At 72.5% G+C, this 14,710-nt stretch carries 11 protein-coding genes; 8 read left to right on the top strand and 3 right to left on the bottom strand.

Annotation, left to right across the window (positions count from 1 at the left end; genetic code table 11):
- Window positions 1-217: 217 nt before the first annotated feature.
- Both glgC and rfbB read right to left on the bottom strand, forming a co-directional pair.
- Window positions 218-1,459, bottom strand: coding sequence for a glucose-1-phosphate adenylyltransferase (glgC, locus tag FRADC12_RS02250; protein ID WP_045875357.1), 1,242 nt, complete (start codon window positions 1,457-1,459; stop codon window positions 218-220).
- A 155-nt stretch (window positions 1,460-1,614) separates the two neighbouring features.
- The gene (rfbB, locus tag FRADC12_RS02245) at window positions 1,615-2,631 is read right to left on the bottom strand and encodes a dTDP-glucose 4,6-dehydratase (protein WP_045875356.1); all 1,017 of its coding nucleotides are present in this window, start codon (window positions 2,629-2,631) and stop codon (window positions 1,615-1,617) included.
- Window positions 2,632-3,034: 403 nt separating this feature from the next.
- Here rfbB and FRADC12_RS02240 point away from each other — a divergent pair, with 403 nt between their 5' ends.
- The 5 genes from FRADC12_RS02240 (at window position 3,035) to FRADC12_RS02220 (ending at window position 9,770) form a co-directional block, all read left to right on the top strand.
- Window positions 3,035-4,798 carry a circularly permuted type 2 ATP-grasp protein gene (locus tag FRADC12_RS02240; RefSeq protein ID WP_045875355.1) on the top strand — a complete coding sequence of 588 codons (1,764 nt, stop codon included), beginning with the start codon at window positions 3,035-3,037 and terminating at the stop codon, window positions 4,796-4,798.
- Window positions 4,792-5,736 (top strand): alpha-E domain-containing protein, encoded by a 945-nt coding sequence (locus FRADC12_RS02235; RefSeq protein ID WP_045875354.1) that lies wholly within the window; start codon window positions 4,792-4,794, stop codon window positions 5,734-5,736. Before FRADC12_RS02240 ends, FRADC12_RS02235 begins: the two co-directional genes overlap by 7 nt.
- Window positions 5,737-5,766: 30 nt before the next feature.
- Window positions 5,767-6,609 (top strand): transglutaminase family protein, encoded by an 843-nt coding sequence (locus FRADC12_RS02230; RefSeq protein ID WP_045875353.1) that lies wholly within the window; start codon window positions 5,767-5,769, stop codon window positions 6,607-6,609.
- A gap of 402 nt (window positions 6,610-7,011) precedes the next feature.
- Complete coding sequence (locus tag FRADC12_RS02225) at window positions 7,012-8,625, top strand: ABC-F family ATP-binding cassette domain-containing protein (protein WP_045875352.1); 1,614 nt, start codon at window positions 7,012-7,014, stop codon at window positions 8,623-8,625.
- Between the two features lie 218 nt (window positions 8,626-8,843).
- Entirely contained in the window at window positions 8,844-9,770 is a 927-nt protein-coding gene (locus tag FRADC12_RS02220; protein ID WP_045875351.1) for a cation diffusion facilitator family transporter, read from the top strand.
- Window positions 9,771-9,797: 27 nt separating this feature from the next.
- On the opposite strand, the gene FRADC12_RS02215 is transcribed toward FRADC12_RS02220, so the two are convergent.
- Entirely contained in the window at window positions 9,798-11,168 is a 1,371-nt protein-coding gene (locus FRADC12_RS02215; RefSeq protein WP_232303560.1) for a hypothetical protein, read from the bottom strand.
- Window positions 11,169-11,587: 419 nt separating this feature from the next.
- Here FRADC12_RS02215 and FRADC12_RS02210 point away from each other — a divergent pair, with 419 nt between their 5' ends.
- From FRADC12_RS02210 to FRADC12_RS02200, 3 genes are all read left to right on the top strand, one after another.
- Window positions 11,588-11,806: a helix-turn-helix domain-containing protein gene (locus tag FRADC12_RS02210; RefSeq protein WP_027141265.1), complete on the top strand. Its 219-nt coding sequence runs from the start codon at window positions 11,588-11,590 to the stop codon at window positions 11,804-11,806.
- 2 nt (window positions 11,807-11,808) lie between these two features.
- Complete coding sequence (locus FRADC12_RS02205) at window positions 11,809-12,624, top strand: enoyl-CoA hydratase/isomerase family protein (protein WP_052710641.1); 816 nt, start codon at window positions 11,809-11,811, stop codon at window positions 12,622-12,624.
- A gap of 161 nt (window positions 12,625-12,785) precedes the next feature.
- Complete coding sequence (locus FRADC12_RS02200; protein WP_502685220.1) at window positions 12,786-14,669, top strand: ABC transporter ATP-binding protein; 1,884 nt, start codon at window positions 12,786-12,788, stop codon at window positions 14,667-14,669.
- Window positions 14,670-14,710: the final 41 nt, after the last annotated feature.

Genomic DNA, 14,710 nt, shown 5'->3' with positions numbered 1-14,710 from the left:
CTGGCCCTGTCGGGTGGTGATCGCCGGCCTGGCCCTCCAATGGTCGCTGACCGGCTCGAACCACGACCGCGAGAGGGAGCAGGCGGCGATCAGCTGCCCGCCTGAGTGACCGGCCGTGCCGGCAGGTGGCCGCGCGTCAGGCGGTCGTGCGGTCAAGGCAGGTCGCGGCCAAGCTATCGCGCGTGGCGGTGTGACCTGCGCCGGGAGCCGGTGCTGGCTACTCGATCGTGATGCCCTTGCCGACGACGGTGATGCCGTCGGGGCTGACCGTGTAGCCGCGGGCCCGGTCGTGCTCCTTGTCGACGCCGACCTGGGCCCCGGGCGGCACGATCACGTTCTTGTCGAGGATCGCGTCGCGCACGATGGCCCGACGGCCGATCAGCGCGTTGTTCATCACGACGGAGTTCTCGACCTGGGCCCAGGAGTTCACCCGCACGCCGGGGGAGAGCACCGAACGGCGCAGCGACCCACCGGAGACGATCACGCCGTTGCTCACGATGCTGTCCACCGCCATGCCGGTCCGGTCGGGCAGGTCCCGGACGAACTTCGCCGGCGGCAGCGACGGCACGCTGGTCAGGATCGGCCAGTGCGGGTTGTACAGGTTGAACACCGGTTCGAGCGCGCACAGGTCCATGTGGGCGTCGTAGTAGGCGTCGATGGTCCCGACGTCGCGCCAGTAGCCGCGGTCGCGTTCCTTCGCGCCGGGCACCTCGTTCTCGGTGAAGTCGTAGACGCAGGCGACGCCCTGGTCGACCAGCATCGGGACGATGTTGCCGCCCATGTCGTGCACGCTGTCCGGGTCGGCGGCGTCGGCATGCAGGGCGTCGACGAGCACCTTCGTCGAGAAGACGTAGTTGCCCATCGAGGCGAGCGTCTCGTCCGGGCTGTCGGGCAGGCCGGGCGGGTCGGCCGGCTTCTCCAGGAACTCGTCGATCGTGCGGCCGTCGCGGGCCGGGCGGATCACGCCGAGGCCGGCGGCCTCCGCCCGCGGTACCCGCAGGGCGGCCACGGTCACCCCGGCGCCCGTCTCGATGTGCTGCTCGACCATCTGCCGCGGGTCCATCCGGTAGACGTGGTCGGCGCCGAAGACGACGACGATGTCCGGGGCGTCGTCGTAGATGAGGTTGAGCGACTGGTGGATGGCGTCAGCGCTGCCGGCGAACCACTGCGGGCCGAGGCGCTGCTGCGCCGGTACCGGGGTGATGTAGTTGCCCAGCAGCGTGCTCATCCGCCACGTCGTCGTGATGTGCCGGTCGAGGCTGTGGCTCTTGTACTGGGTGAGTACCGCGATCCGCAGGTACCCCGCGTTGACGAGGTTGGACAGTGCGAAGTCGATCAGCCGGTAGAGGCCACCGAACGGCACCGCCGGTTTGGCCCGGTCATCGGTCAGCGGCGCCAGCCGCGTCCCCTTGCCGCCGGCCAGGACCAACCCCAGGACCCGGGGCCCGGCCGTTCTCACGACGTCCTCGCAGGCGATTCCGGCACAACTGGAAGCCTAGTGTGCCGGGCCCCCGCCGGTACACATCCCCGCAGGTTAGGACCGGCTTCCGCGTCGACGACCATCCCCGGGCCGGCGGATGACGGACTCCGCCGGCCCGGCGCGCAGGTGATCGCCTATTTCCAAGCGGTCTCCTGTACAGGCGAGCGGCCGATGAGGGGGCGCCACCAGGCTTCGTTGTCGCGGAACCAGGCGATGGTGGAGCGCATGCCGTCGGTGAACTCGATCTCCGGCGCCCAGCCGAGCTCGGTGCGCAGCTTGCTGGAGTCGAGCAGGTACCGGCGGTCGTGCGACGGGCGGTCCGGGACGATCGTCTTCAGCGAGCCGGGCAGGCCCAGCTCGGCCAGGATCGTGTCGGCGATCGTCTCGATGTCGGCCTCGACACCGGACCCGACATGGTAGGTCTCCCCGACCCGGCCCCCCTGGAGCACCGCCTCGACCGCCCGGCAGTGGTCGAGCACGTGCAGCCACTCGCGCCGGTTCTTCGTCGACGCGTACAGCGGCAGCTCCTGGCCCTGCAGCGCCCGGGTCACGAACAGCGGGATGACCTTCTCCGGGAACTGGTACGGCCCATAGTTGTTCGAACAGTTCGTGATCGTCACCGGCACGTCGTAGGTGTACCCATAGGCCCGCACAGCATGATCGCCGCCGGCCTTCGCCGCGTTGTACGGAGTCCGCGGCAGGTACGGCGAGTCCTCCGTGAACGCCCCCGGGTCAGCCAGGTCCAGATCGCCGTAGACCTCACACGTCGAGATCTGGTGGAACCGGCCCACCCCGACCGTCCGCGCCGCCTCCAGCAGGCTCTGGACACCCATCACGTTCGTCGAGAAGAAGTCACCCGGCCGCAGGATCGCCAGGCTGTTGTGCGACTCCGCCGCGAAGTTCACCACCGTGTCGACCCGGTGCTCGCGCAGCAGCGACTCGACCAGCTCCCGGTCCCGGATGTCCCCGTGGACCAAGCTCACCAGACCACCCGACCCGTCCAGCACGTCGGCGAGGTTCTCCCGCAGACCCGCGTACGTCAACGAGTCCAGCCCCACCACCCGGTCACCCGGATGCGAGCTGTGCCAGTAGCGCACGAAGTTCGAACCGATGAACCCGGCGGCCCCGGTCACCAGCAGTGTCGTCGACATGACGTGAGTCGGCCTTTCGCGCTCAAGATCAAGGTCCGGGTCGGGCTGCGTCCCGCGTGAGGCTGTCTACTACGTGAGGCTGTGGGCGCATGGAGACCCGCGCCGAGGCGGCCAGACCGTGTGGCCGTCGTGCGCTCTCCCGACAGGCCGGCGCGGTCTGGCCCCGGCGGTGCCGGCGAGGCTGCGGCCTACGCGCCCGTAAGTCCGCCGCACAGCCTCTCACGGGCCCGGCCCCGCCGGGAGCCCGGGTGCCGGCTGCCCCGGCCGCCGTGGTACCGGGCGATCGTGTTGCCGTGCTGGGTCCATGGTGGTTTTCCCGTGTGCTGACGGAGTGGGATCGGTCACCGTTGCCGGCGGAGTGGTTGGTTATGTCGTGGAAACATGCGAGCCCTACGCTTCGGCCGTGGCGGACCTGTTCGAGGGATATCCGGCGGAGGTGCAGGCCACCGCCGCTTGGGATGAGGTGTTCGACCCGGCTGGGGTCCCGCGCGAGGTGTACGCGGCCCTCTACGACGCGTTGCAGCCCCTGAGCAGTGGTGACCTGGCGGCCCGCAAGGCCGCGCTGGACCGGGCGTTCCGGGATGCCGGGATCACCTTCATCCTGTTCGGCGAGGAACGGCCGTTCCCGCTGGATCTGGTGCCCCGGCTGCTCTCGGGCTCCGAGTGGGACACGATCGAGCGCGGTGTCGTCCAGCGGGTGCGTGCCCTGGAGGCGTTCCTCGCCGACATCTACGGCCGGGCCGAGATCCTCGACGACGGGATCGTGCCGCGGCGGCTGGTCATGTCCAGCTCGCACTTCCACCGCGCGGCGCACGGGATCGACCCGCCCAACGGGGTGCGCTGCCACGTCTCCGGCATCGACCTGATCCGCGACGAGCAGGGCCAGTTCCGGGTGCTGGAGGACAACGTCCGGGTGCCCAGCGGGGTCAGCTACGTCATCGAGAACCGCCGGGCCATGACGCGGGTCTTCCCGGAGCTGTTCGCGACGCACCGGGTCCGGCCGGTCGCCGACTACGCCTCCCACCTGCTGCACGCGCTGCGGGCCGCCGCGCCGCCGGAGGTCGCCGACCCCACGGTCGTCGTGCTGACCCCTGGCATCTACAACTCGGCCTACTTCGAGCACGCCCTGCTCGCCCGCCAGATGGGCGTCGAGCTCGTCGAGGGCCGCGACCTGCAGGTCCGCGACAACCAGGTCACGATGCGCACCACCGAGGGCGAGCAGCCGGTACACGTCATCTACCGCCGGATCGACGACGACTGGCTCGACCCGCTGCACTTCCGGCCCGAGTCGGTGGTCGGCTGCGCCGGGCTGATCAACGCGGCCCGGGCCGGCGAGGTCACGATCGCCAACGGGGTCGGCAACGGCGTCGCCGACGACAAGCTGATGTACACCTACGTCCCCGACCTGATCCGGTACTACCTCGGCGAGGAGCCGGTGCTCCCGAACGTCGACACCTACCGGGTGGAGGACCCCGACCAGCGCGCCTACGTGCTTGACCACCTCGACGAGCTGGTGGTCAAGCCGGTCGACGGCTCCGGCGGCAAGGGCATCGTCATCGGCCCGCAGGCCACCGACGCGGAGCTCACGACCCTGCGCGGCCAGGTGACGGCCGACCCGCGCGGCTGGATCGCGCAGCGCCTGGTCCGGCTCTCGACGTCGCCGACGCTGTCCGGCGACCGGCTCGGGCCCCGGCACATCGACCTGCGGCCGTTCGCGGTGAACGACGGCAGCCGGATCTGGGTGCTGCCCGGCGGGCTGACCCGAGTCGCGCTGCCGCGCGGCAGCTTCGTCGTGAACTCCAGCCAGGGCGGCGGCTCGAAGGACACCTGGGTGCTCGCGCCGCAGCTGGCCGAGGGGGAGCGCCCCAGCGGCTACGGCCGTCCGGCCGGCGGGGAGTTCCTGGTCGCCCAGGGCCCCGACGTCGGCCCGGACACGGGCGGCGAACAGCAGCAACAACAGCAACAGAACCAGCAGAAAGTGACCGTGCGGCCCGGAGGCGCACCTCCGCGGAATGCCTCCCACGAGCGCAGCGAAGTGGGAGGCACGCAGTGGAGGTCGCCGGAGGGCACGTTCGCGGAGGAGGACACGGCGCGGAGGTCCCTCGGGAGCGAAGCGAGCGAGGGGCCGGAGCGCCGTGCCCGGACGGAGCGAACCAAGAGATGCTGAGCAGGATCGCCGAGTCGCTGTTCTGGATCGGCCGCTACGTCGAGCGGGCCGAGAGCACGTCGCGCATCCTCGACGTGCACGTCCACCGCGTCCTGGAGGACCCGTGGCTGGACGAGGCGTCCGCCGGCCGCGAGCTGCTCGCCGTGATGGGCACCGGGCTGGTCGACGGGCCGGTGGACTCGCAGGTCGTCATCGAGCTGCTCGGCTACGCCCGGGGCGACTCCTCCAGCATCGTCGGCGCGATCACCGCGGCCAGGGAGAACGCCCGCAGCGCCCGCGTCGTCGTCTCCAGCGAGGTCTGGGAGTGCCTCAACGCCACCTGGATCGAGCTGGAGCACACCGAGCAGCTGGCCCGCCGGCTCGGCCCGCACGTGTTCTTCCGGTACATCCGGGAGCGCACCGCGATGCTCGCCGGCCTGGTCGACGCCACCCTGGCCCGCGACGACGGCTGGCGGTTCCTGGCGCTCGGCCGCAGCCTGGAGCGAGTCGACATGACCTCCCGGCTGCTGTCCTCCAGCATCAGTGACGACCCGAACTCACAGAGCTGGGTCAGCCTGCTGCGCTCGTGCGGCGCGCACGAGGCCTACCTGCGGACCTACCGGCGGGCCGTCGACGCCTCCCGGGTGGCCGAGTTCATGCTGCTCGACCGGCTGTTCCCGCGGTCGGTCTACTGGTCGCTGGCGCTCGGCGAGCAGATCCTCGCCGAGCTCGACGGCGGCCGGCGCGGGGGCCGGACCACTGTCCACGACGCCACCCGCCGCGCGGTCGGCCTGGCTCGCACGGAGCTTGAGTTCCGCGGGGTCGACGAGCTGGTCGAGGACATGCCGGAGCTGCTGCGCGCGCTGCAGACCACCTGCTCGGAGGTCAGCGCCGGAGTGACCGCCCGCTACTTCGCCCGCGAGGTCCCGCGCGAGTGGGCGACCGAGGTACCCGCCTAGCCGGTTGCCGGCGTCGACAAGGAGATGGCAGTGAGCTGGCAGATGCGGGTAGAGCACTCGACGGGGTATCGGTATGCGTCGCCGGTGCTGTCGTCGTACAACGAGGCGCGGATCATCCCGCAGACCGGTGGCGGCCAGGTGACGCTTGAGGCATCGGTGCGCACCGAGCCGGCGGCGACGCTGTACCGCTACTGGGACTACTGGGGCAGCCAGGTCACCGCGTTCGACCTCCACGGGCCGCACACCGAGCTGGTCGTCACCGGCCGGTCGCTGGTCCGCACCGCCCCCGAGCCGGCACGCCCGGAGCCGCCGAGCTGGGAGGCACTGCGCGGGGACGACGTCGCCGACCGGTATGTCGAGTTCCTGCGGCCGGCTCGTTTCACCCCGGACCACCCCGAGCTGGTCGCGGCCGGCCGGGAGCTGGCCGCCGCCCACGACCCGGCGGACTTCGTGCTGGCCGTCGGCGACTGGGTGCGCGAGCGGCTCACCTACCGGCCGGGGACGACCGACGTCCACACGTCGGCGACCGAGGCCTGGAAGCGAGGCGAGGGCGTCTGCCAGGACTTCGCCCACCTCGCGCTGGTGCTCATGCGGGCGGCCGGGATGCCGAGCCGGTACGTCTCCGGCTACCTGCACCCGCTCGCGGACGCGGCGATCGGCGAGACCGTCGAGGGACAGAGCCACGCCTGGGTCGAGGGCTGGTTCGGCGACTGGTGGGGCTTCGACCCGACGAACGCCGTGCCGGCGGGGGAGCGGCACGTGGTCGTCGCCCGCGGCCGCGACTACGACGACGTCCCGCCGATGCGCGGCGTCTACTCCGGCGGCACGTCGTCCTCCCTCGGCGTCACGGTCAACGTCACCCGCCTCGCCTGAGGCGTTCGGCCGGAACCGGGCGCGGAGCGCCCTGCGGCTGCTCCGCCTGCTCGGGCCCAGGGGCCTCGCCAGCGTGGATCGGGGCTGGCCGGGATTCCGGGGGCGGCCTGGGCCCGGCTCGGGATCTTGGTTGTGTCATGTTGTCGCGTTCTGCGGTCGGACAATGTGACGCGGTCTGGCGCGGTCGGCGACGATCTCGCCGTGGGCCGGCACGTACCCGCCGTGGGCCGGCACGTACCCTGGGAAGGCCGTGGCGACTAGGGAGTGACCGCAGGCCTGTGATGGAGCACCTCGTTCAGCTGGAGTGAGCGGACGCCTCGCGTCCGCGTTCTCGCCTGTCCACGAGGTCGGCCGTTCCGACGGCCGTGCCCGCCGTCACCTGCCTCGAGAGGCCTTTTCTTCATGATCATCGCTACCGGCCTGGAGCTGCGGGCCGGGGCCCGGACGCTGGTCGAGCCGGTGTCGTTCCGGGTCCAGCCCGGCGACCGGATCGGCCTCGTGGGGCGTAACGGCGCGGGCAAGACCACGCTGCTCAGGACGCTCGCCCGTGAGACCCTGCCGTTCGCCGGCAAGATCGAGGGGCGCGGCGATGTCGGCTACCTGCCGCAGGACCCGCGCAGCGGCGACCTGACCGACACCGCCCGCGACCGGGTGCTCTCGGCCCGCGGGCTCGACGAGATCCTGCGCGAGCTGGACAAGCTGCAGGTCGAGATGGCCGAGCTCGCCGACGACGCCGCCCGGGACCGCGCCATCCGCCGCTACGGCCGGCTGGAGGAGCGGTTCGGTGTGCTCGGCGGGTACGCGGCCGAGGCCGAGGCGGCCCGGATCTGCTCATCGCTCGGCCTGCCCGACCGGGTGCTCGCCCAGCAGATCGGCACGCTGTCCGGTGGCCAGCGCCGCCGTGTGGAACTCGCCCGGATCCTGTTCGCCGGTGCCGGCAACGCCGACGCGACGCTGCTGCTCGACGAGCCGACCAACCACCTCGACGCGGACTCGATCGGCTGGCTGCGTGACTTCCTGCGCGCCCACACCGGCGGCCTGATCGTCATCAGCCACGACGTCGACCTGCTGGAGAAGTCGGTCAACAAGGTCTTCCACCTGGACGCCAACCGGGCCGCCCTGGACGTCTACAACGTCGGCTGGAAGACCTACCTGACCCAGCGCGACCAGGACGAGAAGCGGCGCAAGCGCGAGCGGGCCAACGCCGAGAAGAAGATCGACGCGCTGAAGAGCCAGGCCGACAAGATGCGGGCCAAGGCGACCAAGGCCAGGGCCGCGCACCAGATGGACCGCCGGGCCGACCGGCTGGCCGCGGGCCTCGCCGCGACCCGGGTCGCCGACAAGGTCGCCAAGCTGCGCTTCCCGACGCCGGCGCCCTGCGGGCGCACGCCGCTGACCGCCGACGGCCTGTCGAAGTCCTACGGGTCGCTGGAGATCTTCACCGACGTGGACCTGGCGATCGACCGCGGTGCCCGGGTCGTCATCCTCGGCCTGAACGGCGCTGGCAAGACGACGCTGCTGCGGATCCTCGCCGGCGTCGAGGCGGCCGACACCGGCACCGTGAACCCCGGCCACGGGCTGCGGATCGGCTACTACGCACAGGAGCACGAGACCCTCGACCACGACCGCTCGCTGCTGGACAACATGCGCTCCGCGGCGCCGGACACCTCCGAGGTGGAGCTGCGCCGGATCCTCGGCGCGTTCCTGTTCAGCGGGGACACCGTCGACCAGCTGGCCGGGACGCTGTCCGGTGGTGAGAAGACCCGCCTGGCGCTCGCCGGCCTGGTGTGCTCGTCGGCCAACGTGCTGCTGCTCGACGAGCCGACGAACAACCTCGACCCGGCGTCCCGCGAGGAGATCCTCGCGGCGCTCGCGACCTTCGCGGGCGCGGTCGTGCTGGTCACCCACGACCCGGGAGCCGTCGAGGCGCTCAACCCGGACAAGGTCCTCATGCTCCCCGACGGTGTCGAGGACCTCTGGTCCCCCGACCTCCTGGAGCTCATCGAACTGGCGTGAGGCGATCGGCCGGCGACGGCGCTCCGCGCCTCCGGCCGCTCCGCCCAAGAGGTCCGGTCCGAGACGGACCTGAACGACTGGGCCGGTCTCGGACGAGGGCCGGCACCTGGGCTGACCTGCGTCTGCTACTTGCCTGTAGAAGCACCCGGCTGTGTGCCCGTAGGGTCCTTTTGGCACACTTGCCGGGAGTCGGCACGGGCGAGGGGAGACGGTTCCGGGTGAGCACGGGTGGTGGGACCAAGGCGGTGCTGGCGGCGCTCGCGGCGAACCTCGGGATCGCGCTGGCGAAGTTCGTCGCGTTCCTGTTCACCCGTTCGTCGTCGATGCTCGCGGAGTCGATCCACTCGGTGGCCGACTCCGGCAACCAGGCGCTGCTGCTGCTCGGCCAGCGCCAGTCGGTCCGCCCGGCCGACGAGGACCACCCGTTCGGCTTCGGCCGGTCCAGGTACATCGCCGGCTTCCTTGTCGGCATCGTGCTGTTCACCGTCGGCGGGCTGTTCTCGGTGTACGAGGGCATCGAGAAGCTCCGCCACCCGCATCATCTCGAGTCGCCGCTGATCGCGATCGTGATCCTGGTGTTCGCGATCGGGCTGGAGGGCTTCTCGTTCCGGACGGCGATCACCGAGGCCCGTCACCACAAGGGCGGCGAGAGCTGGTGGCGGTTCGTCCGGGACGCCCGCGCCCCCGAGCTTCCCGTGGTGCTGCTGGAGGACTTCGCGGCGCTGATCGGTCTGGTGCTCGCGCTCGCCGGGGTCGGGCTCACCTCGCTGCTCGACGACCCCCTCTGGGACGCGGCCGGGACGCTCGCCATCGGGGTGCTGCTGCTCGTCGTCGCCGTGGTGGTGGCGGTCGAGAGCTACGGCATGCTCGTCGGCGAGGCCGCCGCGCCGGCCGTGGTCGGGGCGATCCGGGCCGCGCTGGCGGCCGCCCCGTCGGTCACCGCGGTGCTGGACATGCGCACCCTGCACCTCGGCCCGGACGAGCTGCTGGTCGCCGCGAAGATCGGCCTGGACCCGGGGCTGACGGTCGCCGAGGTCACGGCCGCGATCGACGAGGCCGAACGCCTGCTGCGCGCGGCGGCTCCCACCACCTGCCGCGTCTACCTGGAGCCCGACATCCCGCGTGCGCCCGTCGCCGCGTCCTGAGGCGGATCGAGCGGCGCGGCCCCGCGGTCAGGTCGCCAGCAGCGCGGCGAGGACGACGGCCACCGCCGCTCCGGCGCCGACGAGGCCGTAGGGAACGGCTCCGGCGCTGCTGGTGTCGCCGGGCTGGGCCGGCCGCGGCCGGGGCGCCAGCGCCGCCACCAGCAGCCACGGGAACAGCGACAGCCAGCTGGTCGCCACCCCGCCACTCGCCAGGCCGTCCAACAGCGCGAACAGCGCCGCCGCCGTCGCGCCGACGAGGAACGGCCAGCCGGGCGTCATCGCGACCCGCCGCGCCGCCCGGACCAGCACCGGGCCGCAGCACAGCAGGACCACCAGCAGGTCCGGCACAAGCCAGGTCAGGGCCGCCGCGTAATCGAACAGCCCGGTGCCGGCCCGGGCCAGGCCGTCGGGCCAGGAGTAGCCCGCGAGCCGCAGCGCGAACAACGGCACCAGCGCGCCCACCCCGGTGATCACGTTCAGCAGGGGCCGGCGGCGCACGAAGTAGGCCGCGGCCACCGCCACCCCGAGCCACATCGCGGGGAAGCTGAACAGGCCAGCCACGCCCAGCAGCAGGCCCGCGCCCAGCGCCCACCAGGCTCGCCGGCCCCGTTCGCACCCGACCACGCCGACGGCCAGCGCCGCGGCCGCCACCGCCGCCGTCACCGCGTCCCGGCTGGCCACGGCGAACGGCGCCCAGGGCGCGAACGCCAGCACCGGCAGCAGCCGGCGGGCCGCCGGCTCGTGGCACAGCGAACGCACCGCCAGCGCGACCAGTGGCACGACCAGCGCGCCGAGGGCCGTGAAGGCCAGCCCGACGGCCAGCGAGCCGTGCAGCCCGCTTCGCGTCAGCACCCAGACCAGCAGCGCCGGCCCCGGCGGCTGGCTGCTCGTGGCGTGCAGCAGGTCCGAAGGCGCGCGGTCCCCGGCGGCGAGCAGCGCTCCCGCCACCCGTTCGCCTGGCCGTGACGCGGCGCCCAGCGCCAGCCACCACGCGACCGTCACGAGGTATGAAAGGATCAGCGGTCGCCCGAAGGCCGGCGTTCGGTGACCGGCGGGCCGACGGCCGGCCAGCGTGGCGGCCAGCAGCGCGCCCGCGGCCAGCGCCGGGGCCAGCGCGGTGCGCGGGGTCAACCGCGGCGGCCAGGTCAGCGGCAGAGTCCCGGCGGCCGGCTCGGACCGCCCGGCCGGCGCGTAGTGAACACCGGCGGCCACCAGGAGCGCGGTGGCCCCGGTGAGGGTGGCCACGAGCACTACCCAGAGCGCCAGCTCGCCCAGCTGGCCTCGACCGGACCGGGCCAGCTGGGCGGCGCCCGACGGCCCGTCCCGCGGCGGCGCGCGCCACCAGGACCGGCCCGCCGACGGTGTCGTGGCCGGTGCCGCCGTGTCGGCGGCGCTCATTCGGCGAGAGCCCGGGCCGCGATCACAACAGCACCGTAACGACTGGAGGGCCGATCCGCCTGGCCGGCACCGGTGATGTGACCAGCGAGGTCATCTCCGGCCCGACCGCCACGCCCGGGCCGGGCCGCCCGTCGGCCAGGTGTGGTCCGTGCGGCCTGTACCGGACACGCCGAGTTGCGTCCCGCCTGGCCCGCGACGCGCCGCGCTCCTTGTTAGGAACCACCCGTGTGATTGGGGAGACTGGCGTTGTGACGTTGATCCATACCGCCTGGGACGACGGCGGACTAGGAGAACGTCGGGCTCACGGGCGCGCCGGGGGCCACTGATCGCGTGTGATGGATCACATGTGCTTCGAGTGGCGCGTTTCCCGAAGCTGAGTGAAGATCGGTTCGCAGATCATCGACACGGAGGGGGCCACGTTGGCCGAGCTTAGGAAAGGAACCCGGATCACCGGCGCCGAGCGTGACAAGCTGGCCGCCGAGCTTCGCAAGAAGTACGAGTCCGGGCAGAGCATCCGACTCCTGGCCGAGTCGTCGGGCCGGTCGTACGGCTTCGTGCACCGGATCCTGTCCGAGTCCGGAACGACCCTGCGGGGCCGTGGCGGGGCGACCCGGGGCAGCAAGAAGAAGAGCGCCTGATCGTGCCCGCACCGGCCGTCGCCTGGATGGCGGCGGCCGGTCTTGGGCTCACCGTCACCGGCGCTCGCGCGACGGTGACCTTCAAGAACAGCAGTCTCACCACCGAACACGCCGGCGGCCGGCGGGGCGGTCACCTGGCGACAGGGGCCGGGCTGACCGTCGTGTCCGAGGCGCTCACGGCTGTGGCCGGATCACTGACCGGCGACATCAGAGTGATCGTCCTGCGCGGCGCGGCGTGGTCGTTGCCGACGGAGACGGCCCCCGAGGCAGCTGCCCGGCGCGAGCGCCACGCGCCCGACGGGCCACCTGATGAGGCCGTCGCCCTGGAACCCCTGGTAACCCGTTGGCAGACCGCGTTCGGCTGGCTGTCCGACCGGGCTGACCTGATCAGCGTCGCCGCCGTCACCGGCCCGGCCACCGGCGCTGGACTGCAGCTCGCGCTGTCCTGCGACCTGCGCGTCCTGACCGAGGACGCCACACTCGCGCTTCCGGAGGCCGCACACGGTCTGGTGCCGGGACTGGGCGTCACCGGCACCCTCGTCGAGCTCCTCGGCTACCCGACCGCGCTCGACCTCTGCCTGACCGGCCGCCGGCTCACCGCCGCCGAGGCACTCGCCGCGGGCGTCGCCCAACGGGTCGTGCCGGCGGCGGACCTCGACCGGGCCGTGGACGACCTCGTCACCGCCGTCCTGGCCACCCCGCGCGCCGCGGCCGTGGAGACGAAGGCTCTGCTGCGCGGGGCCTCGCGGCCCGGTGACCGGCGCGCCGCCGAGCGCGCTGCGCTGGCCCGCTGCCTCGCCGACCGTCCCACAGCCTGACCAGCCCCGGCGGACCCCCGCTCGACGCAGCGGCGAGCCGACCGTCGTCGATGTCGGGGAATGCGGTCCGTCGTCCTGGTCCTTACAGTCGGGTGCGGCAACCAGTGAGAGGACGCGTGCGGCGGATGTCACCCCCGGCAGGTCGGAACGCCTGGACAACCATGAGCAGCTTCCAGCGCGACCGGTCGGTCGCCCGGCAGAAGCTGCGGCCGGGGACGATCCGGCGGATCGCCGGCTTCGCCCGGCCCTACCGGCGGCTGCTGGGCGCCTTCCTGTTGGTGGTGGTGCTCGACGCCGCGCTCGGCACGGTGCTGCCGCTGATCTACAAGGCGATCATCGACGATGGGATCAGCCGCGGCCGGGTCGGTCTCGTCGAGGCGCTCGCCGGCGTCCTCGCGGGCCTCGCGCTGGTCGACGCGAGCCTGTCGCTGCTGTCCCGCTGGCTGTCGGTCCGCATCGGCGAGGGCCTGATCTTCGACATGCGCTCCCGGGTGTTCGACCACGTGCAGCGTCAGCCACTGGCCTTCTTCAGCCGGACCCAGACCGGGGCGCTGATCACCCGGCTCAACAACGACGTGCTCGGCGCGCAGTCGGCGTTCACCAACACGCTGTCGGCCGTGCTCTCCAACATCCTGACGGTCGGGTTCGTCCTGGCCGCGATGTTCACGCTGTCCTGGCAGGTGACGCTGATCGCGCTGGTCCTGGTGCCGGTGTTCGTCGTCCCGGCCAAGAAACTGGCCCCGCGGCTGGCCTCGCTGACCCGGGAGAGCTACGGGCTCAACGCCGAGATGAACACCACGATGACCGAGCGGTTCAACGTCGCCGGCGCGCAGCTCGCCAAGCTCTACGGTGACCCGGCCCGCGAGGCCGCCGTCTTCCGCCGCCAGGCCGGCCGGGTCCGCGACATCGGTGTCACCCAGGCGATGTACGGGCGGGTCTTCTTCGCGTCGATGACGCTGGTGGCGGCGCTCGCGACCGCCGTCGTCTACGGCCTGGGCGGCCGGTACGCCGCCGAGGGCCACATCGCGGTCGGCACGATCGTGGCGCTGACCGCCTACCTCACCCGGCTCTACGGCCCGCTCACCCAGCTGTCCAACGTGCACGTCGACGTGATGACGGCGCTGGTGTCGTTCGAGCGGGTCTTCGAGGTGCTCGACCTGGAGCCGGCGATCACCGACCGGCCCGGCGCCGTCGCGCTCGCGCCGCCCGCCGGCGGCACGAGCATCGAGTTCGACCATGTCGGGTTCCGCTACCCGGCCGCCAGCGAGGTCTCGCTGGCGTCGCTGGAGTCGGTCGCCGTGCTCGACCCGCGCGTCCCGGCGCTGGTGCTGCACGACGTGACGTTCCGGGTCGAGCCGGGCGAGCTGGTCGCGCTGGTCGGCCCCTCGGGTGCCGGCAAGACGACGATCAGCCAGCTGGTGCCGCGGATCTACGACGCGGTCGACGGCACGGTCCGGGTCGGCGGCCAGGATGTGCGGGACGTCACGCTCGCCTCGCTGCGCGCGACCGTCGGCGTCGTCACCCAGGACGCGCACATGTTCCACGACACGATCCGGGCGAACCTCCGCTACGCCCGCGCCGACGCGGCCGACGACCTGATGTGGGCCGCGCTGGAGGCGGCCCAGATCGGGGCGCTCGTGCGCTCGCTGCCCGACGGCCTGGACACGGTTGTGGGTGAGCGCGGCTACCGCCTCTCCGGCGGCGAGAAGCAGCGGCTGGCGATCGCCCGGCTGCTGGTGAAGGAGCCGAGCGTCGTCGTGCTCGACGAGGCGACCGCCCACCTGGACAGCGAGTCGGAGGCGGCCGTGCAGCAGGCGCTCGCAGCCGCGCTGACCGGGCGGACAGCGCTCGTCATCGCCCACCGGCTCTCGACGATCCGGGACGCGGACCGCATCCTCGTCATCGAGGACGGCCGGGTCGCGCAGGAGGGCCGGCACGCCGCCCTGCTCGCTCACGGCGGCCTCTACGCGGAGCTGTACCGCACCCAGTTCGCCGCGGAGTCCCCGGCTGTTGCGGAGTCCCCGGCGGGCGTCGCCGCGGCTTAGGCCCCTCCCTGGCCGCGGCTATTTATGGACGGTCGCGTCTC

The sequence above is a fragment of the Pseudofrankia sp. DC12 genome (genome assembly GCF_000966285.1).
Lineage (GTDB): Bacteria > Actinomycetota > Actinomycetes > Frankiales > Frankiaceae > Pseudofrankia.
The sequence above is the reverse complement of the archived record's forward strand: the minus strand, read 5'-3'. Positions and strand labels throughout refer to the sequence as shown.

Bases quoted from the DNA above. Each gene is read 5' to 3' on its own strand.
- FRADC12_RS02215 (WP_232303560.1), bottom strand. From the start codon at position 11,168: ATGAGCGCCGCCGACACGGCGGCACCGGCCACGACACCGTCGGCGGGC.
- FRADC12_RS02225 (WP_045875352.1), top strand. From the start codon at position 7,012: ATGATCATCGCTACCGGCCTGGAGCTGCGGGCCGGGGCCCGGACGCTG.
- FRADC12_RS02235 (WP_045875354.1), top strand. From the start codon at position 4,792: ATGCTGAGCAGGATCGCCGAGTCGCTGTTCTGGATCGGCCGCTACGTC.
- rfbB (WP_045875356.1), bottom strand. From the start codon at position 2,631: ATGTCGACGACACTGCTGGTGACCGGGGCCGCCGGGTTCATCGGTTCG.
- FRADC12_RS02200 (WP_502685220.1), top strand. From the start codon at position 12,786: ATGAGCAGCTTCCAGCGCGACCGGTCGGTCGCCCGGCAGAAGCTGCGG.